The 22,594-nt window shown below is 74.4% G+C and carries 18 protein-coding genes (1 of these 18 cut by a window edge); 5 read left to right on the top strand and 13 right to left on the bottom strand.

Going from position 1 to position 22,594, the window contains the following annotated elements; genetic code table 11:
• From acnB to ADEH_RS06005, 12 genes are all read right to left on the bottom strand, one after another.
• Positions 1 to 1,940: the 5' portion of a bifunctional aconitate hydratase 2/2-methylisocitrate dehydratase gene (acnB, locus tag ADEH_RS06055; protein WP_011420236.1), read on the bottom strand. The gene continues 610 nt to the left of window position 1, outside the view; only the first 1,940 of its 2,550 coding nucleotides appear in the window; its start codon is at positions 1,938 to 1,940; the stop codon falls past the left edge of the window.
• A 168-nt stretch (positions 1,941 to 2,108) separates the two neighbouring features.
• Positions 2,109 to 2,312, bottom strand: coding sequence for a cbb3-type cytochrome oxidase assembly protein CcoS (ccoS, locus tag ADEH_RS06050; RefSeq protein WP_011420235.1), 204 nt, complete (start codon positions 2,310 to 2,312; stop codon positions 2,109 to 2,111).
• A 14-nt stretch (positions 2,313 to 2,326) separates the two neighbouring features.
• Complete coding sequence (locus ADEH_RS06045) at positions 2,327 to 4,750, bottom strand: heavy metal translocating P-type ATPase (protein WP_011420234.1); 2,424 nt, start codon at positions 4,748 to 4,750, stop codon at positions 2,327 to 2,329.
• Positions 4,740 to 5,411, bottom strand: coding sequence for a sulfite exporter TauE/SafE family protein (locus ADEH_RS06040; RefSeq protein WP_011420233.1), 672 nt, complete (start codon positions 5,409 to 5,411; stop codon positions 4,740 to 4,742). Before ADEH_RS06040 ends, ADEH_RS06045 begins: the two co-directional genes overlap by 11 nt.
• The gene (locus tag ADEH_RS06035) at positions 5,408 to 6,205 is read right to left on the bottom strand and encodes a FixH family protein (protein ID WP_011420232.1); all 798 of its coding nucleotides are present in this window, start codon (positions 6,203 to 6,205) and stop codon (positions 5,408 to 5,410) included. The genes ADEH_RS06040 and ADEH_RS06035 overlap by 4 nt, the downstream gene beginning before the upstream one ends.
• The gene (locus ADEH_RS06030) at positions 6,202 to 7,431 is read right to left on the bottom strand and encodes a 4Fe-4S dicluster domain-containing protein (RefSeq protein ID WP_011420231.1); all 1,230 of its coding nucleotides are present in this window, start codon (positions 7,429 to 7,431) and stop codon (positions 6,202 to 6,204) included. Before ADEH_RS06030 ends, ADEH_RS06035 begins: the two co-directional genes overlap by 4 nt.
• On the bottom strand, positions 7,418 to 7,564 hold the full coding sequence (locus ADEH_RS22985) for an LPXTG cell wall anchor domain-containing protein (protein ID WP_085931177.1): 147 nt from the start codon (positions 7,562 to 7,564) through the stop codon (positions 7,418 to 7,420). Before ADEH_RS22985 ends, ADEH_RS06030 begins: the two co-directional genes overlap by 14 nt.
• 11 nt (positions 7,565 to 7,575) lie before the next feature.
• Entirely contained in the window at positions 7,576 to 7,854 is a 279-nt protein-coding gene (locus ADEH_RS06025; protein ID WP_011420230.1) for a hypothetical protein, read from the bottom strand.
• A gap of 10 nt (positions 7,855 to 7,864) precedes the next feature.
• Complete coding sequence (locus ADEH_RS06020; RefSeq protein WP_011420229.1) at positions 7,865 to 8,884, bottom strand: cbb3-type cytochrome c oxidase subunit II; 1,020 nt, start codon at positions 8,882 to 8,884, stop codon at positions 7,865 to 7,867.
• A gap of 12 nt (positions 8,885 to 8,896) precedes the next feature.
• Positions 8,897 to 10,318, bottom strand: a complete 1,422-nt coding sequence (locus tag ADEH_RS06015; RefSeq protein ID WP_011420228.1) for a cbb3-type cytochrome c oxidase subunit I — start codon at positions 10,316 to 10,318, stop codon at positions 8,897 to 8,899.
• 247 nt (positions 10,319 to 10,565) lie between these two features.
• Positions 10,566 to 12,569, bottom strand: coding sequence for a molybdopterin oxidoreductase family protein (locus tag ADEH_RS06010; RefSeq protein WP_011420227.1), 2,004 nt, complete (start codon positions 12,567 to 12,569; stop codon positions 10,566 to 10,568).
• A gap of 112 nt (positions 12,570 to 12,681) precedes the next feature.
• On the bottom strand, positions 12,682 to 13,101 hold the full coding sequence (locus ADEH_RS06005; protein WP_011420226.1) for a hypothetical protein: 420 nt from the start codon (positions 13,099 to 13,101) through the stop codon (positions 12,682 to 12,684).
• 143 nt (positions 13,102 to 13,244) lie between these two features.
• On the opposite strand from ADEH_RS06005, the gene ADEH_RS06000 reads away from it, so the two are divergent.
• The 5 genes from ADEH_RS06000 (at position 13,245) to ADEH_RS05980 (ending at position 22,205) form a co-directional block, all read left to right on the top strand.
• Positions 13,245 to 14,207 carry an NAD-dependent epimerase/dehydratase family protein gene (locus tag ADEH_RS06000; protein ID WP_011420225.1) on the top strand — a complete coding sequence of 321 codons (963 nt, stop codon included), beginning with the start codon at positions 13,245 to 13,247 and terminating at the stop codon, positions 14,205 to 14,207.
• Between the two features lie 63 nt (positions 14,208 to 14,270).
• Positions 14,271 to 14,948 carry an HAD family hydrolase gene (locus ADEH_RS05995; protein WP_011420224.1) on the top strand — a complete coding sequence of 226 codons (678 nt, stop codon included), beginning with the start codon at positions 14,271 to 14,273 and terminating at the stop codon, positions 14,946 to 14,948.
• A 6-nt stretch (positions 14,949 to 14,954) separates the two neighbouring features.
• Positions 14,955 to 16,568, top strand: a complete 1,614-nt coding sequence (locus tag ADEH_RS05990) for a lactate racemase domain-containing protein (protein ID WP_011420223.1) — start codon at positions 14,955 to 14,957, stop codon at positions 16,566 to 16,568.
• A gap of 4 nt (positions 16,569 to 16,572) precedes the next feature.
• On the top strand, positions 16,573 to 21,186 hold the full coding sequence (locus ADEH_RS05985) for an AMP-binding protein (RefSeq protein WP_011420222.1): 4,614 nt from the start codon (positions 16,573 to 16,575) through the stop codon (positions 21,184 to 21,186).
• A complete protein-coding gene (locus ADEH_RS05980) occupies positions 21,183 to 22,205 on the top strand; it encodes an NAD-dependent epimerase/dehydratase family protein (protein ID WP_011420221.1) in 1,023 nt (340 codons plus the stop codon). Before ADEH_RS05985 ends, ADEH_RS05980 begins: the two co-directional genes overlap by 4 nt.
• A gap of 20 nt (positions 22,206 to 22,225) precedes the next feature.
• Here the strand turns inward: ADEH_RS05980 and ADEH_RS05975 are convergent, their stop codons facing one another.
• A complete protein-coding gene (locus tag ADEH_RS05975; RefSeq protein WP_011420220.1) occupies positions 22,226 to 22,540 on the bottom strand; it encodes a hypothetical protein in 315 nt (104 codons plus the stop codon).
• Between the last annotated feature and the right edge of the window lie 54 nt (positions 22,541 to 22,594).

The raw sequence follows: 22,594 nt of genomic DNA, 5'->3' as shown, positions 1-22,594 counted from the left end.
AGCAGCTCCGGCTTCGCGAGCCAGGCCTCCACCGCCGAGATGCGCGCCTCCAGCGCCGCCTTGTCGCCGTACCCGTCGGCGATCATCTTCCGCATCAGCGCCACGTTGGAGCGGAGGTACGTCGCGACGCTCTTCTCCGAGAGGTCCACCGCGGCCGCCGCGGCGCTGCGCTCCGCCGCCGCGTCGGTCAGCTCGAACGCCTGCTCCACGGTCAGGTCGGGCAGGCCCTCCATCTCCAGGATCCGGCCGTTGAAGACGTTCTTCTTGTTCTTCTTCGGGACGGTCAGCAGGCCCTGCTTGATGGCCCAGTACGGGATCGCGTTCACCACGTCACGGAGCGTGATGCCCGGGTTGAGCTTGCCCTTGAACCGCACCAGCACGCTCTCCGGCATGTCGAGCGGCATGAAGCCGAGCGCCGCGCCGAACGCCACCAGGCCGGAGCCGGCCGGGAAGGAGATGCCGATGGGGAAGCGGGTGTGCGAGTCGCCGCCGGTGCCCACCGTGTCGGGGAGCAGGAGGCGGTTCAGCCAGGAGTGGATCACGCCGTCGCCGGGGCGGAGCGCCACGCCGCCGCGCTGCTGGATGAAGGACGGCAGCGCGCCGTGCATCTTCACGTCGGCCGGCTTCGGGTAGGCCGCGGTGTGGCAGAACGACTGCATCACCATGGGCGCCTGGAACTTCAGGCAGGCGAGCTCCTTCAGCTCGTCGGCGGTCATCGGGCCGGTGGTGTCCTGCGAGCCGACCGTGGTCATCTTCGGCTCGTAGTAGCCGCCGGGCAGCGCGCCGGCGATGCCGCACGCCTTGCCGACCATCTTCTGCGCGAGCGAGTAGCCCTGGCCGGCCTTCGGCTGCGGGTTCTTCGCCACCGCGAACAGGTCGATCTCCTTCAGCCCGAGCGCCTTGCGGGCCTTGTCGGTGAGCGCGCGCCCGATGATGAGCGGGATGCGGCCGCCGGCGCGGAACTCGTCCGGCACGGTGACCGGCTCGAGCTTGAAGGTGGAGAGCACCTCGCCCTGCTCGGTGCGGACCTCGCCCTTCTTCGTGTCGATCACCACCACGTCGCCGGTCTTCAGCTTCGTGACGTCGGTGCGGATGGGCAGCGCGCCCGAGTCCTGCGCGGTGTTGAAGAAGATGGGGGCGATGACGCCGCCGATGATCACGCCGCCGCGCCGCTTGTTCGGCACGAACGGGATGTCCTCGCCGATGGCCCACAGGACCGAGTTGCAGGCCGACTTGCGGGAGGAGCCGGTGCCGACCACGTCGCCCACGAACGCGACCTGGAAGCCCTGGGCGCGGAACTCGGCGATGGTCTTCAGGCCGCCCGGGAAGCGGGTCTTGCCCATGGCCAGCGCGTGGAGCGGGATGTCCGGGCGGGTGGAGGCGTCGCCGGCGGGCGAGAAGTCGTCGGTGTTGATCTCGCCGTCCACCTTGAAGATCTTGACCTTGACCGTCTCGGGCACGCCGGGGCGCGACGAGAACCACTCGGCCTTGGCCCAGGCGTCCACCACCGACTTCGCGGCGGCGTTCGTCTTGGAGAGCGCCAGCACGTCGTCGAACGCGGCGTAGACGTAGGTGGTGTGCGAGAGCGCCTTCGCGGCCGCGCCGGCCAGCTCCGCGTCCTTCAGCGCGGCGACGAGCGGCGGCACGTTGTAGCCGCCCATCATCGTGCCGAGCAGCTCCACCGCCTCCTTGCGCGAGACGAGCGGGCACCTCTTCGCGCCGGAGACCACGTCGGCGAGGAACTTCGCCTTCACCTCGGCGGCCGGGTCCACGCCGGGCGACACGCGGTCGCGCAGCAGCCCGAGGAGGAACGCCTCCTGGCCCTTCGGCGGCGCCTCGAGGAGCTGGACCAGCCCCTTCGTCTGCTCGGGGTCGAGGGGCTTCGGCGGGATCCCCTGGGCCTTCCGCTCGGCCTCGTGCTTCAGGTACGCCTCGATCACAGGGCTCCTCCTTCGGATCTGGGTGCGGGTGGAAAGATCGGAAAAAGCGATGCCGTATAGCACGACCGCATGCAGGTGTCAGCCGCGCCCACCCGCCGAACATCGCGGAAGCACGCCGCTTTTCGGGACCTGACCGGTCCACATTGGTCCGGAGCGAGCGGGCGCCCGCTAGCGCTCGCGGTCCGGATCGCCCGCCTCCGGCGCCGGCGGGGGCTGCGGCCGGCCGCGCGGCTCGTCGTCGTCGTCCAGCATCCGGTACTTCGGACCCTCCGGATCGTCGTACTGGCCGCTCTTCACCGACCAGAGGAAGAACAGCCAGGCGGCGACCCCGAGCGACAGCGACAGGACGATGAGGAAGCCGAGGGTGCCCATGGGCGCTCCTCCTCTTACAGGGCCCGCCGGAGCCGCGCCGAGTTCGCGACCACGAACAGCGAGCTGGCGGCCATGGCGCCGGCCGCGACGATGGGGTGGAGCAGGCCGGCCATGGCGAGCGGGATCGCGACCGCGTTGTAGAAGAACGCCCAGAACACGTTCTGGCGGATGACGGCGTAGGTCCGGCGCGACAGCCGCACCAGGTCCGGCAGCAGCCGGAGGTCGTCCCGCACCAGCACCGCGTCGGCGCTCTCCATGGTGACGTCGGTGCCGCGCCCCATGGCCGCGCCCACCTCGGCCTGGGTCAGCGCGGGCGCGTCGTTGATGCCGTCGCCGGCGAACAGCACCCGCCGTCCCTCCCGCTGCCGCGCCGCCACCGCCTCGCGCTTCTGCACCGGCGAGGCCTCGGCGACCGCCTCGACCCCGAGCGCCGCCGCCACCGCGCCGGTGGTGATCCGGCCGTCGCCGCTCACGATCGCGACGCGCAGCCCGAGCCCGCGCAGCGCCGCGATGGCCGCCGGGGCCTCCTCGCGGATCGGGTCCGCCACCGCCACGAGCGCGAGCGGGCGGCCGCCGCGGGCCAGGAACGCCACCGTGTCGCCGCTCGCCTCCAGCTCGCGCGCCCGCGCGTCCGCCTCCGGCGCGAGCGACACCCCGCGCTCCGCCAGCAGCGTGCGGTTGCCCACCAGCACCTCGGCGCCGCCCACCTCGGCGACGACCCCGCGCCCGGGCACCGCGCGGAACCCGGCCGCCTCCGGCTCGGCGCCCGCCGGGAGCGCCCGCGCGGCCTCGGCCACGGCCCGCCCGACGTGGTGCTCGCTGCGCCGCTCCACCGCCGCGGCCAGCGCCAGCGCCTCGTCCGCGCCGACCCCGGGCTCGAGCGGGACGAGCGCGCGGAGCGCCGGGCGCCCGCGCGTCACCGTCCCGGTCTTGTCGAGCAGGACGTCGGTGGCGCGGCCCGCCCGCTCCACCACGTCGCCGCCCTTCACGAGCAGCCCGCGCGCGCTGGCGAGGCCGGTCGAGATCAGCACCGCGATGGGCGTTGCGAGGCCCAGCGCGCACGGGCAGGCGATCACCACCACCGAGATGCCGGTCATGAGCGCCCGCTCGACCGGCGCGCCGCGCGCGAGCCAGGCCACGACCGTGAGCGCCGCCAGCACCAGCATGGCCGGCACGAACCCGCCCACCACCCGGTCCGCCACCGCCTGGATGCGCGGCTTCTGCGCCTGCGCCTCCTCCACCGCGCGGACGATCCCGGCGAGCACCGTGTCCTTGCCCACCCGCGTCACCTCCACGACCAGCGCGCCGTGCTGGTTGACGGTGCCGCCGATCACCGCGGCGCCCGCGGACTTCGCCACCGGGCGCGACTCGCCGGTCACGAGCGACTCGTCCACCTCGGAGGCGCCCTCGCGCACCACGCCGTCGAGCGGGATCCGCTCGCCCGGGACGACCTCGATCCGGTCGCCCGGCCGGATCTCCGCGACCGCGACCGCCCGCCGCTCCGCGCGGCCGCCGGGGCCCGGCTCCAGCCGGCGGGCCTCGCGCGGCGCGAGGCTGGCGAGCCGCGCCACCGCCTCGGAGGCGCGCCCCTTCGCCGCCGCCTCCACGTAGCGCCCGACCAGCACCAGCGTCGGGATCATGGCGGCGGTGTCGAAGTAGACCTCGCCGCCGCGCAGCATGCCGTACACGCTGTAGGCGAGCGCGGAGAGCGAGCCGATCACCACCAGCGAGTCCATGTTGAAGCGCAGGTGGCGCAGCCCGCGCCCGGTGGCGCGCAGGAACGGCGCGCCGGAGTAGAAGACCACCGGCAGCGTGAGGCCGAGCGAGATCCACTCCATCAGCCGGCGCGTCGGCGCGTCGATGCCCTGGAAGTACCCGGCGTAGAGGGCCGCCTGGTAGATCATGAGCTGCGAGGCGAGGAACAGCGCGGTCCCGAGCCGGACGAGCAGGTCCTTCGCCTCGGCCCGCCGCGCCTGGAGCTGCTCCGCGTCGGACCACGGCTTGGGCTGGTAGCCGGCGGCCTGGATGCGCCCGAGCACGCGCTCCAGGCCGACCGCCGCCGGGTCGAAGCGGATGCGGGCCCGGTGCGTGGCGTAGTTCACCCGCGCCGTGAGCACGCCCGGCGTCCGCTGCAGCAGCTTCTCGTTCAGCCAGACGCAGGACGCGCAGCGGATGCCGTCGATGGCCACGTCCAGCTCGGCCGCGCCGTGCGCCTCGCGCACCGCCTCGCGGAACGCGGCCAGGTCGAGCGCGCCCGCCGCCTGCGGGCCCACCTCGGTCCAGCGGCGGCTGTCGTAGTAGGCGCCGAGCCCCTCCCCCTGGATCAGCTCGAAGACGCCGCGGCACCCCGCGCAGCAGAACACCCGCGGCGCCCCGGCCACCTCGGCCCGGACCGCCTCGCGCTCGGGGAACTCGAGCAGGCAGTGATCACAGCGCATCGACGCCGAGCCCGCGCAGCAGGAACAGGACGCCGAGCGCGATCACCAGCACGCCGCCGGCCCGGTACAGGACGCCGCGGGCGCGCGCGCCGACCAGCGTCGCCGCCGCCCCGGCCAGCAGCAGCGCCGGGAGCGTCGCCACCCCGAACGCGAGCGCCAGCAGGAAGCCCTGCCCCGCGCTGCCGGTGCCGGCCGCGCCCACGAACAGCGACCAGGAGAGGCCGCAGGGCAGGAGCCCCAGCACCAGGCCCACCGGGTAGAGCCGCCCCGCGCCGCCGCCCTCGAGCAGGCCGCGCGCCAGCGCCGAGACGCGCCCGGCCGCGCGCGCCTCGAGCCGCTTCACCGTCAGGCTCAGCCCCGCCGCGCCCAGCCCCATCGCGATCATGAGCGCGCCGGCGAGCACCGAGGCCACCGCGGCCACGCCGGCGAGCCGTCCGGCCAGGTTCAAGAACGAGCCGGTGAGCCCCATCGCCGCGCCGACCAGCGCGTACGTGGTGATGCGCCCGGCGTGGTACGCGAGCTGCCCCTGCAGCGCGCGCCCGGTGCCGCGCGGCCCGGCCGCGAGCGCGAACGCGCCCACCAGCGGCCCGCACATGCCGAGGCAGTGGCCGAAGCCGCCGAGGAGCCCGGTGGCGAGCGCGGTGGCGAGCGCGGCGGTCACTCGGCGGCCTTGAACCCCAGCTCGGCGGTGGCGCCCGGCGCGCCGGGGCGCGCGAGGGACACGGTGGCGGTCCAGTCGGTGCGGCCGCTCGGGCAGCGGACCAGCACGGTCTGGCCCTGGTAGCGCCCCGGGCCGGCCGGCGCGAGCCGCGCCTCGGCCGGGAACATCTCCATGCCCTTCATGCCGAAGCGCACCGAGAGCGCTGCGCCGTCCACCGGCGCGCCGCCGGCGCGGACGTCGGCGAGCACCCGGAGGTCGGCGAGCGCGCGCGGCGGGCGCGGCGCGAGCTCCACCGTCACCGCGGCGCCGCCGAGCTCGACGGTGCACGGCCCCGCGGCGAGGTCGCAGGCGGGCGCGGCGGCGGGCGCCTCCACCGTGCGCGTCAGGCGCACGCGATCGGTCCCGCGGCGCACGTCGAAGCGGATCTCCCACGGCCCCGGCGCCGGGAAGGCCAGGTCGGCCGCGTAGCCGCCGCCCTCGCGCGGCCGCGCGGCGGCGGTCCACTGCCCGCGCCCGCTGTCCGGCCGGCCCACGGTGAGCGCCACCTCGGCGCCGTCCAGCGGGCGGCCGGCGCGGTCGCGGAGCGCGAACGCGAGCGCGCCGGGACCGGCCGCCGGCGCGACCTCCACGCTCCAGCCGAGCGCCTCGCGCCCGCGCCGCTCGCGGTCGTACTCCAGCCCCTCCTCGTAGGGCTGGGCCACCACGGTGTCCTCGCGGACCAGGCTGCCGATCCAGATGGTGCCGCCCACCGCGCCGAGCGCGGCCAGGACGGCGAGGGCGATGACGGGCTTCACTTCACCTCCGGTGCGACGAGGGAGACGGCCGCCGAGGCGAGCTCGCCGGGGGCGGCGCCCTCCGGCAGCGGGCGGGCGACGACGCGGGCCGCGCTGCGCCCGTCCGGCAGCCCGCGCACGGCGGCGAGCACGCGCACCCGGCGGCGCTCGCCGGCGGCGAGCGCGACGCGCGCCGGGCGCAGCTCGGCCTCGGCGCCGGCGCCCGGCTCCAGCGCCAGCTCCACCTCCACCGGCCGCCGGCCGCGGTTCTCGAGCCCGACCGAGAGCGCGTTCAGCACCCTGCCGTCGGGCGTGCGGCGCGGAGCGTAGGCCTCGTCGCCGAGCACCGTGAGCCCGAGCGGCGCGCGCCCGGCCACGGTCGCGACCAGCACCGCCAGCGTGGCCGCGGTGACGCCGGCGAGCAGCAGGGCCGCGGGGCGGGCCAGGCGCGGCCGCCCGCCGGGCTCGCCGTAGAAGTAGCCGACGAGGTCCGGCGCGCGCCGCAGCCTGCGCATCACCGGCTCGCACGCGTCGATGCACGCCGCGCAGGCGATGCACTCCATCTGCAGCCCGTGCCGGATGTCGATGCCGGTGGGGCACACCCGCACGCAGGCGCCGCAGTCCACGCAGTCGGCGGCGCGCCCGGCGTCGTAGGCCACCACCAGCGTGCTGCGGTCGAACAGGACGCCCTGCAGCTTCGCGTACGGACAGGCGGTGGCGCAGAAGCGCTGCCGCAGGAAGGCGAGGTCGAGGAACAGCACCGCGAACCCGGCCGCCCAGGAGCCGGCCACCACCGGGCCGAGGGCCCCCGCGGCCAGCCGCCGGAAGAACTCCCCCGGCGGCACGAAGTACCAGACCAGGTTGGCCGAGGCGACCGCGGACACGATCGCCACCGCCGCGAAGCCGAGCGGCCGCCGCCAGCGGCGCGGGCGCTTGCGGCGCTCCGGCTCCACCCAGGCGGTGAGGTCGCCGAGCAGCGTCTGCGGGCACGACCACCCGCACCAGACGCGGCCGAACAGCAGCGTCACGAGCAGGAGCGCGGCGGTGAGCGCGAGCGTGGCGGCGAGCACCACGAACATCTCGTCCACGCCGTACGAGGCGCCGAACGCGTGCAGGCGGCCCGCGGGCACGTCGAGCCGCAGGGCGCTCTCGCCGCCGACGGACACGAAGGGCAGCCCCAGCACGATGAGTGCCTGGGCTGCCCCCGCGATGCGCCGCCACCTCTGGAACCGCCTAGTCGTCGTCATCCTCGAGCATCTTGTACTTCGCCTCCTCCACCCGGTCCTTCCGCCTCCGCGAGTAGTAGAAGACGATGATCCCCAGCAGCGCCACGCACATCGTGCCGCCGAAGACCGTGTAGGCGAGCTCCTGGCTTCCCATCGGGCCCTCCGCTAGCGCGCCTTCTTCTTCTGCGTGAGGCCCATCCAGATCGCCACCAGCGCCGGGACGGCGGTGAACGCGATGGTCCAGAGCAGGTTCGCGCCGGAGCTGGCGCCCCCCGTCTCGAGGTCCTTCGCCTGCGACCAGCCGCCCAGCGCAGGGCTGTACGCCCAGTAGTAGTAGGCGCCGAAGACGATCAGCCCCCAGAACAGCGCCAGCCAGCCCACCGGCAGGTGGTGGGACGTGCCCTTCGCCTCGAACTTCGTCAGGTCGTCCAGCTCTTCGGCCATGGTGCGCCTCCTAGTGGCCGCCGGGGTGGCCCTCGGCCGCCTCGTGCGCCTTCTGGTTCCGGAGCCACGCGACGATCGCCCAGATGTCGTCGTCGGACAGGTCCCCGCCGAACGCCGCCATGCCGCCGTCCGGCACGCCGGGCCGGCCCAGCGCCTTCTTCGCGTCGCTGCCGCCCTTGATCATGGCGAAGTACGCCGCGTCGGGCAGGTCGGGCGAGGCGCCCAGGAACCGATCGTCGATGAGGTTCGGGGCCACGCCCTCCTGCCCCTGCGCCTCGTCGCCGTGGCACGCCGAGCAGGCGTTCGCGTCGAACAGCGCCTTGCCCTTGGCGATCGCGGCCACGTCCGTCGCGAACGGGTTCGGCGCCTCCAGGTCCACCTCGCCGCCGCCGGCCGCGGCGCGGTTCACCGCCTTGCCGAGCGAGACGGTGTACGCGACCAGCGCGTCCAGCTCGGTCTTCCCCTCGACCACGGCGGGCACCGCCGCGAGGTCCGCGTCGGTGTACGGCACGCCCAGCGTGCGCAGCCCGCGCATGCTGGCCTGGACCTTCGCGGCCTCGAGCGCGTTGCGACGCAGGAACGCGTACTTCGGCATGTTGGAGCGCGGCACCACCTTCTGCGGGTCCTCGAAGTGCGCGTAGTGCCAGTCCTTCGACGGCTTGATCCAGCCCTCGAACGCGAGGTCCGGGCCGGTGCGCTTCGAGCCCCACAGGAACGGGTGGTCGTAGGCGAACTCGCCGGCCAGCGAGTACTGGCCGGACGGCTCCGGCGCGCGGTTGCCCTTGTAGCGGACCACCTCGCTCTTCAGCGGGCGGACGGTCTGCGTGTGGCAGTTCACGCAGCCCTCCCGCTGGTAGACGTCGCGCCCCGCCAGCTCCAGCGGCGAGAGCGGCTTCAGCCCCTCGACCTTCGGGTGCAGCTCCGGGCGGAGCATCGGGTACGCCATGGTGGCGATGGTGCCGGCGAGGACCACCACGGTCGCGAGCGCCGCGAACGCCACCGGCTTGCGGTAGATGCTGGATTCACTCATGGTCATCCCCTCCTACGCCGCCACCGTGGTCGGGGCCGAGCCGGCGGCCGCCTGCGCCGCCCTCCCCTTCCGGATGGTCATGAGCACGTTGTAGACGAACACCACCATGCCCGCGGCGAAGATGATCCCGGCCAGCGTGCGCGTGTGCCAGTACGGATAGTTCCCGATCACCCCGTCCATGAACGTGTACTCGAGCTTGCCGGCCTCGTCGGTGGCCTTCCACATCCAGCCCTGCCGGATGCCGGTGATCCACATCGTGATCGAGAACAGGAGCTGGCCCACCAGCACCAGCCAGAAGTGAACGTTGGCGAGCTTCTCCGAGTAGAGCTCGGTCCCGTTGATGCGCGGCACCACGTAGTAGATGGACGCGCAGATGATCATGGTCACCCAGCCCATCGTGCCCATGTGCACGTGGCCGGGGACCCAGTCGGTGAAGTGGATGAGCTGCGACACGACGCGGAGGCCCTGCGTCGGCCCCTGCACCGTCTGCAGGCCGTAGAAGGTGATGCCGAGGATGAAGAACTTGGTGAGGTAGTTGGACCGCATCCTGGTCCAGTCCTGGCCCACCGTGTAGTAGCCGTTCACCACCGAGCCCCACGACGGCGCGATGAGGAACATCGTGAACACGATGGCGAGCGTCTGGATCCAGTCCGGCAGCGGCGTGTAGACGAGGTGGTGCGCGCCGGTCCACAGGTACGCGAAGATCAGCGACCAGAACGCGACGATGGAGAGCCGGTGGCTGTAGATGGGCAGCCCGGTGGACTTCGGGAGGAAGTAGTAGAACATCGCCAGGATCGGCGTGGTGAGCAGGAAGCCGACCGCGTTGTGCCCGTACCACCACTGCACGTTGGCGGAGTTCACCCCGGCGAACAGCGGGTAGCTCTTGCCCAGGCTCACCGGCACCGCGAGGTTGTTGACGACGTAGAGGATCGCGATGGTGATGACGGTCGCGACGATGTACCAGAGCGACACGTACATCTGCTCCTCGCGCCGCTTCAGGATCGTGCCGAAGACGTTCACCGCCAGCATCACCCACAGCACCACGATGGCGAGGTCGAGCGGCCACTCCAGCTCGGCGTACTCGAGCGACTGCGTCTGGCCGAGCAGCAGCGACACCGCGGCGGCCACGATGCCGGCGTTGAACAGCCAGAGCTGCACGCGCGCGAGGCGCGGGAACAGCAGCGGCCGCTTACAGAGCCGCATGGTGATGTAATAGAAGAGGCCGAAGATGGCGCCCACGCCCAGGCCGAAGATCAGGCCGTTGGTGTGCACCGGGCGCAGCCGACCGTAGGTCAGGTACGGCGCGAAGTTCGCGGCGGGCGCCCACAGCTGCACGCTGATGAGGAGCCCGAGCAGGATCCCGACGACGCCCCAGAACATCGCCGAGAGGATGAACCCCTGGACGGTCCGGTAGTCGTACCGATAGTCGTTCATGTGCCCATTCCTTCCCGAGAAACGGGAAATGATCGCGCGCAAGATACAGGAGAGGGCGTCCGATCGGCAAAAATGGGGAGCAGCTACCCTTCCTGGTGCCGATCATGAAACCACAAAGGCCCGCGAGAACATCCGCGGCCCAAGGTCTCGCCCCGGCTCGTCTACCCGTGGACGCATGGCTCGCCCGTCCGGGCGAGAGCCGGCGCAGGGCGGAGCGGTTCGGATTGGGTCGGGGCCCCGGGTCGGCCTAGGCCGCCCGGACGTCCACGCGGTTGTCGTAGAAGGTGGAGCCGCCCGCCTCGTCGGTGAGCCGCTGCGAGGTGAGCGCGTTCACGTTCCGTGCGCCCGGGGCGTGCGCGAGCCAGAACACGCCGGCGGCCACCGCCACGCCGGGCGGCACGCCCTCCTCGACCCGCAGCACGAACGCCGCCTCGCCGAGGCCGTTCCAGGCCACCACCCGCTGGCCGTCGGAGAGCCCGCGCGCGGCGGCCTCCGAGGGCGCGAGCCGGAGCTGCATGCCGCCGGCCTTGGCGCGCAGCTCGGGCCGCTCCTGGAAGGTGGAGTTGAGCGTGTAGAGCGCGGGCGCGGTGACGAGCTTCAGCGGCAGCGGGTCGCCGTCCGCGTGCGGCGCGATCGGCCGCGGCACCCGCTCGCGCAGCGCCGGGTTCGCGAGCTCGATGCGGCCGGAGGCGGTGCGCCAGCGCGGGCCGGGCGGCGGCGCGAGGCGGACCGCCTTCCCCTCCGCGAGCCGGGAGCGATCCACGCCGTCCCACCACGCCGACCGCTGCGCGAGCAGCTGGTCGGCCAGCTCGGCGGCGCTGGTCCGGAACACCGGCTCGTCGAAGCCCATGGCCGCGGCGAGGAGCTGGAAGACCTCCCAGTTCGGCTTCGCCTCGCCGAGCGGCGGGATGGCCGGCTCGGCCCGCTGGACCGTGTAGTGCCCGTAGGAGCGGTAGACGTCGAGGTGCTCGAGCGAGGTGGTCGCCGGCAGGACCACGTCCGCGTGGCGCGCGGTGTCGGTGAGGAAGCGCTCGTGCACCACCAGGAACAGGTCCTCGCGCGAGAGCCCGCGCAGCACCGCGTTCTGGTCGGGCGCGACCGCGGCCGGGTTCGAGCACCACACGTACATCGAGCGGATGGGCGGGTCGCGCAGCTCGTTCAGCGCCCAGCCCAGCCGGTTCATGTTCACCTCGCGCACCGGGCGCGGGAGCAGGTCCTCGCGGCGCACCGGGGAGAGGTCGAACGCCTGCGACGAGGCGGTGGAGGTGAGGCAGCCGCCGCCCTCGCGGCCGAGCGCCCCCAGCACCGCCGCGAGCGCGACCACGCTGCGGACGGTCATGGCGCCGTTGCCGTAGCGCGAGGGGCCGCCGCCGATCCGGAAGAACGGCGCGCGCGCCCGCGCCAGCGTCCGCGCCAGCGCCACGATCGCCTCCGGCGCGAGCCCGGTCGCCGCCGCGACCGCGTCCGGCGGGCACTCCGCGAGCGCGACCGCCTTCAGCTCCGGCCACCCGACGGTCTCGCTCGCCAGGAACGCCTCGTCGGCCAGCCCCTCGCGCGCGAGCACGTGGACGAGCCCGAGCGCGAGCATGCCGTCGGAGCCGGGCCGGACCAGGATCACCTCGTCCGCGACGGCGGCGGTGTCGGTCCGGTAGGTGTCCACCAGCAGCACCCGCGCGCCGCGCCGCCGCGCCTCGCGCGCCCGCTGGGCGAAGTGGATGCTCGTCGCGACCGCGTTGATGCCCCAGAGCACCACCAGGTCCGAGCCGAGCACCGTGTCCGGATCCGGGCCCGAGGTGGCGCCCATCACCGCGGTCCAGCCGGCGTCCTGGGCCGGCGTGCAGATGGTGCGGGCCAGCCGCGACGCGCCCAGGCGGTGGAAGAACGGGAAGCCGGCGTTCCGCTGCACCAGGCCCATCGATCCGGCGTACGAGTACGGCAGGATCGCCTCCCCGCCCTCTGCGGCGAGGATCTCCTTCCAGCGCGCGGCCACGAGCGCGACGGCCTCGTCCCAGGTCGCGCGCCGGAACGCCCCGGCGCCCTTCGGGCCGGTGCGGATCAGAGGATGGGTGAGCCGGTCCGGCGAGTGCACCGTCCGGTCGTAGCCGTTCATCTTCGGGCACAGGGTGCCCTGCGAGTACGGGTGCTCCGGGTCGCCCCGGACCTTCACCGCGCGCCCGTCCTCGACCTCGACGAGCAGGCCACAGGCATCGGGACAGTCGAAGGGGCACACGGAGCGCGCGAGCGTGGGCATGGCGCGCGCGAGGATAATCGAGCGCCGCCGGCGGCGCGACCCATCGTGCGACCGGGCGGCGGATCGGCCGCCGGGCGCGGGGGCCCTCCTCCCCGCGCCCGGCAGCGACGCCTCAGAACCGTCCGCTCACCAGCGAGAACGTCTCCTGCCGCGACTGGTCCCGCCGGCGGACGTCCATGGTGAGCGACTGCCCGTCGCGCACCGGCGCCCCCACCGCCGCCGTTCGCATCGCGTAGTCCGGGGCGGTGGACACGTCCACGATGCCCCACAGCAGGCCCACGCCGGCGCCGATCAGCGCGCCCCAGGCCAGCGTGCGGCCCCAGTCGTAGTCCGAGTGATCCTGGATCCCCATGTTGTAGAGGATGATCCCGCCCGCCACCGCGGAGCCGGCCACGCCGCCCGCGATGGTGTCGCGCGCCACCGTGCCCATCGGGTTTGCGTGGCGTCGCACGTAGACGTCGTCGTCCGCCCGGGCGGCCTGGGCCACCACCGCCAGCGCCACCACCGCCACCAGCGCCCTCAGGTATCTCATCGCCCCTCCCCCTTCCCCGACGGACCTCCCGTCCGGGTCCGAATCAAAGCTGGGGCGCGCGACCGCCGGGGGACAAGGGGGGTGGCGCCGCCCCTCGGCCGGGTTGACGGGCGCCGGGTCGCGTGGTTCACATCCGGGCGTCCATGCGAGCCCTCGTCACCGGCGCCGGCGGCTTCCTCGGCATGGCGCTCGTGCGCGCGCTGGCCGCCCGCGGCGACCGCGTGCGCGCGCTGGTCCGCCGCCCTTCGGAGGCGCTCGCCGAGGCCGGCGCCGAGGTGATGGTCGGGGACGTCACCGACCCGCGCGCGCTCCGCGCCGCCGTGGCGGGGCAGGAGCTCGTGTTCCACCTCGCGGGCGTGCGGCGCGCCGCCGACCCGGCGGAGTTCCTGCGGGTGAACGCCGGCTCGACCCGGCTCGCGCTGGAGGCGTGCGTGGAGCGCGCGCCCGGGCTCCGGCGCTTCGTGCTGGCCGGCTCGCGGGCCGCCTGCGCGCCGTCGCGGGAGCCCGTCCGCGAGGACGCGCCGCTCGCGCCGGTCGAGCCGTACGGTGCGTCCAAGGCCGAGGCGGAGCGCGAGGCGCTCTCTTTCGCGGGGCAGCTCCCGGTCGCCATCGCGCGGCCGCCCCGCATCATGGGCCCCGGCGACCGGGAGAACCTGCTGTTCTTCCGGATCGCCCGGGCCGGGCTCGCGCTCGACCTGGGCGACCGCCCGCTGTCCTGGATCGACGTGGACGACTGCGCCCGCGGGCTGCTGCTGCTCGCCGATCGCGACGCGGCCCGCGGGGAGGCGTTCTTCCTGGCGGCGCCGGAGCCGGTCACGGCGCGAGGGCTGATGGAGGAGGCGGCGCGGGCGCTCGGCGTGCGGGCGCGCCGCCTGCCGGTGCCGGAGGCGCTGCTGCGCGGGGTCGGGCGCGCCGGTGACGCGGTGGGCCGCGCGCTCGGGCGCCGGCTGCCGGTCGGCTCGAAGCTGGTCGCGCAGGTGCTCGCGCCGGGCTGGGTGTGCGACGCGTCGAAGGCGCGCGAGCGGCTCGGCTTCGAGGCGACGACTTCACTCGCCGCGTCGATGACGCGGGCGGCCGCCTGGTATCGCGCCGCCGGGTGGCTGTAGGCGTTCGAAGCCCCCGCTACGCCCTTGCCAACCGGGTCGTCCATTGCGTATGCCTCGCGGGTCATGGCGGATCCGGGCAAGGCTGCGTTCTTCGACATCGACGGGACGCTCGTGCGCACGAACATCGTGCACGCGTTCGCGTTCTACGCGATGAACCAGGGGACGATCCTCGGCACCGCCTGGCAGACCGCCCGCACGCTCCTGTCCGTGCCCCTCTTCATGGCCGCGGACCGGGTGAACCGGAAGGCGTTCAACGAGCTGTTCTACGCGTACTACCGCGGCCAGAGCGAGGACCGGCTGGAGACGCTCGCGACCGAGCTGTTCGAGGACGTGCTGAAGCCGGCGGTGCACCCCGGCTCGCGCCGGCTGGTGGACGAGGCGCGGCGCGCCGGCTGCCGGGTGGTGTTCGTCACCGGCGCGCTCGACTTCACCGTGCGGCGCCTGTCCGAGCACCTCGGCGCCGACGACCTCATCGCCAACCGGATGCGCTTCGTGCAGGGCGTCGCCACCGGGCGCGTCGTGCCGCCCATCATCGAGGGTGCGCACAAGGCGCTGGTGATCCGCGACTGGTGCGTGCGGAACGGCGTGGCGCTCGAGAAGAGCTTCGCGTACTCGGACTCCTTCTCCGACTACCCCATGCTCGCGGTGGTGGGCCACCCCGCGGCGGTCAACCCGGACGCGCGGCTCGCCCGCGTCGCCCGGGCCTACGAGTGGCCCGTCCTGCGCACCACGGAGGGTTGAGACACCATGCGCGAGCCGCGGAGCCTCTCCCGCTTCTACGAGGCGACCGAGCAGATCGTCACCATCGACCGCGACTCGCCGCCGCGCGTGCTCTTCTCCGGCGAGGACCTGCTGGTGGAGGACCTGCCGGTCGGGACGCGGGTGATCTACCCGAAGCCGCCGGTGGAGGGGCTGCCCAACGTGAAGGCGGCCATCCGGAGCGCCATCAACCGGCCGGAGGGGTGCGAGCCGCTCCACGCCATGCTGCGCCCGGGCATGAAGGTCACCATCGCGCTCGACGACATCTCGCTGCCGCTTCCGCCGATGCGCACGCCCGACGTGCGCCAGCAGGTGCTGGAGGTGATCCTGCCGCTGCTGGCGGAGTCCGGCGTGGACGACGTCCACCTCGTCGTCGCGGTGGCGCTGCACCGCCACATGACCGAGGCGGAGATGAAGCGGATGGTGGGCGCGGAGATCTTCGACGCGTTCTACCCGGACCGCTACTACAACCACGACGCCGAGGACCCCGACGGCCTGGTGACGCTGGGCACCACCGAGCACGGCGAGAAGGTCATCATCAACCGGCGCGCCGCCGAGTCCGACCTGCTCATCTACGTGAACGTGAACTTCGTGCCCATGGACGGCGGGCACAAGTCGGTCGGCACCGGGCTCACGAACTACGAGGGCGTGAAGGCGCACCACACGCCGCACCACATCCGCAAGAGCCACTCGTACATGGACCCCGAGCGCTCGGAGATGCACCGCTCGGTGGACCGCATCGGGCGCTACATCGACCGATCGCTGAAGGTCTTCCACATCGAGACCACCGTCAACAACCGCATGTTCGACGGCCCGATGGACTTCCTCATGAAGCGCGAGGAGGCGTTCGGCGAGACCGACCGGCTGAAGCTCGCCGCGCTGCGCGCCGCGCTGAAGGGGCTGCCCGCCGCGGCCAAGCGGAAGATCTTCCAGGCCGTGCCCGCCGCCTACGACATCATCGCGGTGGCCGCCGGCGTCACCGAGCCCACGCACGCGAAGATCCTGAAGGCGAGCTGGGCCCAGTACGCGGTGGACGTGGACTACCAGGCCGACGTGCTGGTGTACGGGATCCCGTTCGTCTCCCCGTACAACGTGAACTCGATCCTGAACCCGCTGCTGGTCCAGGTGATGGCCTGCGGGTACTTCTTCAACTTCTACCGCGGCAAGCCGCTGCTCAAGCCGGGCGGGACGCTCATCCTCGCGCACCCCTGCACCGACGTGTTCGACCCGGTGGCGCACCCGAGCTACATCGAGTTCTTCCACCGGCTGCTGCCCGAGACCCGCGACGCGAAGGTGCTCGAGGCGAAGTACGAGCGCGAGTTCGCCGAGAACCCGACCTACGTCCACCTGTACCGGACCGGCCACGCGTACCACGGGGCCCACCCGTTCTTCATGTGGTACTGGGGCGAGAACGGGCGCCAGCACATGGGCCGCATCATCGCGGTGGGCGCGGACAACGCGCAGGTGCCGCGGCTGATGGGCTGGGACACCGCCGAGACGCTCTCCGAGGCCATCGACATGGCCCGCTCCGAGCACGGCCGGAGCGCCCAGGTGACCATGATGCACCACCCGCCCATCGTCATGACGCAGAACCTGGGCTGAGCCGATGAGCGGCCACGGCAAGAGGACGCGCGGCCCCCACGGCCCCCCGCACCCGGCCCGCCCCGGCGGCGCGCCGGCCGGCCCTCCCGCGCTCGACGTCGCCGCGCTGCTGGCCGGGCGGCGGGTGCTCGTCACCGGCGCCACCGGGTTCGTGGGGAAGGTCGCGCTGTCGATGCTGCTCGACCGCTACCCCGAGGTCGGGCGCGTGTTCGTGCTGGTCCGCCCGGGCGCGGGCGGCACGGCCGAGGGCCGCTTCTTCGGCAAGGTGGCGCCGAGCCGGCCGTTCGACCCGATCCGCGCGCGCCACGGCGTCGGCTTCGACGCGTTCCTGCGCGAGAAGTGCGTCCCGCTCGCGGGCGACGTCTCGGATCCGCTGCTCGGGCTGTCGGAGGCCGACCTGGCCCGGCTCGACGGGCTCGACCTGGTGGTCAACTCCGCCGGGCTGGTGGACTTCGACGCCTCCCTGGAGCTGGCGCTCGGCGTCAACGTGGACGGCGCGCGCCACGCGGCGGAGCTGTGCCGCCGCACCGGCGCCGGCATGGTGCACGTCTCCACCTGCTTCGTGGCCGGCAACCGCGACGGGGTGGTGTTCGAGGACGAGGAGATCGCCGGCTACTTCCCGCGGCGCGAGGGCGTGGAGGGCCGCCCGCGCGCGGCCGCGCTGGACGGCGCCGACTTCTCGCTCGACACCGAGCTCGCCGACGCGGCCCGGCGCATCGCCGAGGTCCGGGCGCTCGCCGACGACCGGGTGCGCCAGTCGGAGTTCCGCGCGCGCGCCCTGGAGCGGCTCCGCGAGGAGGGGCGCGCCGCGGCCGACGAGAAGGCGCTGCGGCTCGCCATCGGGCGCGAGAAGCGGCTCTGGGTCTCGCAGCAGCTCGTCGAGGTCGGCCGGACGCGCGCGCTGCACTGGGGCTGGCCCAACACGTACACGTACACGAAGTCGCTCGGCGAGCAGGCCATCGCGGCCGCCGGCGTGCCGTACGCGATCGTGCGCCCCTCGATCGTGGAGAGCGCGCTCCGCTACCCGTTCCCGGGCTGGAACGAGGGCTTCACCACCAGCGCGCCGCTCGCGTTCATGGGGTTGAAGGGGCACCGCTCCTTCCCGGCCGCCGAGAAGGCCATCCTGGACGTCGTCCCGGTGGACCTGGTCTGCGCCGGGATCGTCGCGGCGGCGGCCGAGCTGCAGGAGCGCCGCGGCGCCCCGGCCGCCGCGCGGGGCCGCGTGTTCCACCTCGCCTCCGGCGACGTGAACCCGCTCTGGGCCCGGCGCGCGGTGGAGCTGACCGCGCTCTACCGGCGGCGCTTCTACCGCGAGCGCGAGGAGGGCAACCGCACCTGGAACCGGCTGCTCTCGCGCATCGAGCCGTACCCGGTGACGCGCGCGCAGTACGAGGCGTTCTCCGCGCCCGCGCTGGCGGCGCTGGCGCGCGGCGCCGGCAAGCTGCTCCGCGAGCGGGCGCCGGCCTGGGGCGCGCCGCGGCTCACCGCGCTGGCGCACCGGGCGGGCGAGGCGCTCGACGAGCTGACCAGCCAGCTCGAGAAGACCGAGGCGATCTGGGCGATGTACCTGCCCTTCACCTGGGACAACCGCTACGTGTTCCGGTGCGCGGGCATGCGCGAGCTGCGGGAGCGCCTCTCGCCCGCCGACCGCGCCCGCATCCCCTGGGACCCCGAGGCGCTCGACTGGCGCGCCTACTGGCTCGACGTCCACCTGAAGGGCATGGAGGAGTGGGTGTTCCCCGGCCTGGAGGAGGAGGCGGAGAAGCGGGTCCACGCGCCCAAGGCGCACCGCGACCTGCTCGAGCTGCTCGACTCCGCCTGCGAGCGCTGGCGGGACCGCACCGCGCTGCGCCTGGAGGGCGCCGCGAAGGACCGCCTCACCTACGGCGAGCTGCACGCGCTCTCCGGCCGCGTGGCCGCGTTCCTGGCCGCCGCCGGGGTGGTGAAGGGCGACCGCGTCCTGCTCGCGAGCGAGAACCGGCCGGAGTGGGCGGTGGCGTACTTCGGCATCCTGCGCGCCGGCGCCGCGGTGGTGCCGGTGGACCCGAAGCTCTCCGAGCCGGAGCTGGCCAACCTCTGGAGGAGCGCCGGCGCCCGCCTCGCGCTCCTCTCCGACGACGCGGCCGACGCGCTGCCCGGCCTCGGCGCGCTCGCCGCCGCGGCGGTGCCCGAGGCGCGGGTGGTCGCCCTGGGCGAGGCGCTGCGCGGCGGCCCGGAGGTGCCGTCGATCCGCCTCTCGCCGGACGACCTCGCCTCGCTCATCTTCACGAGCGGCACCACCGGCACGCCCAAGGGCGTGATGCTCTCGCACCGCAACTTCGCCTCGCTGGTCGCGAAGCTGGTCACGGTGTTCGACCTCGGCCCCGGCGACGGGATGCTGTCGGTGCTCCCGCTGCACCACACCTTCGAGTTCACCTGCGGCCTGCTCGTGCCGCTCTCGCGCGGCGCCGAGGTGGAGTACCTCGACGAGCTCACCGCCGACCGGATCGGCGACGCGCTCGGCTCCGGCCGCGTCACCGCCATGATCGGCGTGCCGGCGCTGTGGGCGCTCCTGCACCGGCGCATCACCCAGGAGCTGGCCGCGAAGCCGGGCGTGGTGGAGCAGGCGTTCCGCGGGCTCATGAAGGGCAACGCGGCGCTGCGCGACTCGGCGCTCGCGTGGAACCTGGGCAAGGCGCTGTTCTGGCCGGTGCACCGCCGCTTCGGCGGGCGGCTGCGGCTGCTCGTGTCCGGCGGCTCGGCGCTCGACCCGCAGGTCCAGGACGCGTTCCGCGCGCTCGGCTTCGACATGTACGAGGGCTACGGGCTCACCGAGGCCGCGCCGGTGCTGGCGGTCTCGAAGCCCGGCGGCGACGCGCCCGCCGGCAGCGTGGGGCCGGCGCTCCCCGGGATCGAGCTGCGCATCGCCGACCCCGACGCGAGCGGCGTGGGCGAGGTGCTGGCCCGCGGGCCGAACGTGATGCTGGGCTACTGGCGCGGCGGCGCGCCGGGCGGGCAGGCCGCCGGGGTGGACCCCGCGCTCAGCGGGCAGGTGCTCGAGGACGGCTGGCTCCGCACCGGCGATCTCGGCAAGCTCGACGCGGACGGCAACCTCACGCTGGTCGGGCGCAAGAAGGACGTCATCATCGACGCGAACGGGAAGAACGTCTACCCGGACGAGGTCGAGGAGCGCTACCGCGACGACGCGCTGGTGAAGGAGCTGTGCGTGGTCGGGCTGCCCGACGGCGCGGCCGAGAAGGTCGCGATGATCGTGGTGCCGGAGTACGGCGAGCGCGACCGCGCCGAGGTCCGCGCCGCGCTGGAGGCGCACGTGCGCGCGGTCTCGGCGTCGCTGCCGTTCCCCCAGCGCGTCAAGGTGTGGCACGTCTTCGAGGGCGACCTCCCGAAGACCTCCACCCGCAAGGTGAAGCGGCCGCTGGTGCGCGAGGAGCTGATGCGGCTCGAGGCCGCCGCGGCCCGGGGCCGGCGCGCCCGCGAGGAGGCGCGCGACGCGCAGGGCGAGGGCTGGGTGCTCGACCTGCTGGCCGAGGTGTGCCGGCGTCCGCGCGCCGAGATCGGGCCGGGCTCGCGCCTGCAGGCGGAGCTCGGGGTGGACTCGCTCATGCTCACCGAGCTGTCCGCGGCGCTGGAGGAGGCCGGCGTGCCGGCGGCCGCGCTGGAGGGCCTGCACGCGGTGCAGACCGCGGGCGAGCTGGCCCGGGCGGTGGGCGGCGCGGCCCGCCGCGGCCAGGAGCGGGCGCCGGCGCGCGAGGCGCCCGCCGCGAAGGCGCCCGGCGCGGGGAAGGACGACGGCGAGCTCCCGGTGCCCGCGACGGTGGCGCGGCTGGGCCGGCGGGTGCTCTCGGCCGGCCAGCGCGCGCTGTACCGCGACCTCTACCAGGCGCGGGTGATCGGCGCGGCGCACGTGCCCCACGACCGCAACGTGCTGGTGGTGGCGAACCACGCCAGCCACCTCGACATGGGCCTGGTGAAGGTGGCGCTCGGCGACGAGGGGCGGCGCCTCGCCGCGCTGGCGGCGAAGGACTACTTCTTCGACACGGCGCTGAAGCGCGCCTACTTCGAGAACTTCACCAACCTCATCCCCATGGAGCGCGACGGCGCGCTGAAGGCCAGCCTGCGCGCGGCCGCCGAGGCGCTCCGGCGCGGCTACCACCTGCTCATCTTCCCGGAGGGCACGCGCACGCGCGACGGCGCGATGCGGGCGTTCTACCCGACCGCCGGCTACCTCGCGCTGCAGTGCGACGTGGACGTCCTCCCGGTCTACCTGGCGGGCACGCACGAGGCGCTGCCCCCGGGCCGGGCCGTGCCGCGCCGCGCCGACCTCGAGGTCCGCTTCGGCGAGCCCATCCGCGTGGACGACCTGCGCGCGCGCACCGCCGGCCTGTCGCGGGGCGACGCCTACCGGGCGGCCACCCAGGTGATGGAGGCCGCGGTGAAGGGCCTTCGCCAGGCCTGGCTCGAGGAGCACGGGGGCGCGCCGCCCGCCCCTGCCGGCGAGCGCACCGGCGCCGCCTCCGCCGCGCCGGCCGCGCGCACGCCGACCGCCGCGGCCGAGCCCGCCGCCCCCGACGCCGGCCCGGCGCCGCGGCACCACCCCGGCCGCCCGGAGGACGCGTGAACCTGCTCGTCACCGGCGGCACCGGGTTCCTCGGCGCCGCGCTCGTCCCGCTGCTCGCGCGGGCCGGCCACCGCCTCCGGCTGCTGCAGCGCTCGGCCGCGCCGGAGGCCGAGGCGCTCGGCGCCGACGTGCGCCGCGCCGCGCTCGAGGACGCCGAGGCGGTCCGGGCGGCGCTCGACGGCGTGGACGCGGTGTTCCACCTGGCCGGGCAGGTGGACTTCGATCCGGCCGAGCCGGCGCGCCTGTACGAGCTGCACGTGCAGGGCACGCGGCGGCTGCTGGAGGCGTGCGTCGCCGCGGGCGTGCGGCGGGTGATCCTCGCCTCCACCTCCGGCACCATCGCCGTCTCGAAGGAGGAGCGGGTCGCCACCGAGGCCGACCCCTACCCCATCGCCGCGGTGGCGGGCTGGCCCTACTACCTCTCCAAGATCTTCCAGGAGAAGGCGGCGCTCCGGATCCACCGCGACACCGGGCTCCCGGTGGTGGTGCTGAACCCGTCGCTCCTGCTCGGCCCGGGCGACACCCGCCTCTCCTCCACCGACGTCGTCTTCAAGTTCCTGGAGCGGCGCATCCCGGCCATGCCCAGCGGCGGGCTCTCCTTCGTGGACGTGCGCGACGCGGCCCGCGCGTTCGCGGCGGCGCTCGAGCGCGGGCGGCCCGGCGAGCGCTACCTGCTCGGCGGCGCGAACCTGAGCTTCCGCGACTTCTTCGGCCGGCTGGAGCGGCTCTCGGGCGTGCCCGCGCCGCGGCTGGCGCTGCCCGGCGGCCTGAACGTCGCCGGGGCGCGGCTCCTCGAGAAGCTCTCCGGGTGGCGCGGCGCCGAGGCGCCCATCGACGCGCCCTCGGTCGAGATGGGCGAGCACTTCTGGTACTGCGACTCGCGCAAGGCGGAGGAGGCGCTCGGGTTCTCGGCGCGCGATCCGCAGGAGACGCTGTTCGAGACCGTGCGGTGGCTGGAGCAGCACGTCCGGCCCCGCAAGGCGCCGGAGACGGTGGCCGAGCTGCTCCGCGGGCGCTGAGCGCGCCGCGCGACCCGGCGCTACATGGTGCCGCCGCTCACGTCGCGCACCTTGCGGATCGCGGCCACCCCGCAGGTCTCCCCGCACGCGCTGCAGATCTCGTAGGTCACCTGCTTCACCACCAGGACGTCGGGGTGCTGCTCGGCGGGCGCGAGCCGCGCGCCGCAGCCCGGGCACGTCAGCTCGGTGGCGCGCTCGCGGCGGGGCAGCACCAGCGAGCGGCGGCGATCGGCCGGGCAGCGGCTGCACTCCACGCCGTACAGCCAGCCGGTCTCCTGCGCGGGCGGCACCTCGTCCAGATCGACGCCGCAGTACTGGCACAGCTCGGTGGCCATCCGGATCGTCTAACGCCGCGTCCCCGCGCCGGCCAGGCTCCCCGGCCCGGCGGC

Origin of the sequence: Anaeromyxobacter dehalogenans 2CP-C (assembly GCF_000013385.1) — a bacterium.
Classification (GTDB): domain Bacteria; phylum Myxococcota; class Myxococcia; order Myxococcales; family Anaeromyxobacteraceae; genus Anaeromyxobacter; species Anaeromyxobacter dehalogenans_B.
This window is presented reverse-complemented; position numbering and strand designations above follow the sequence as displayed.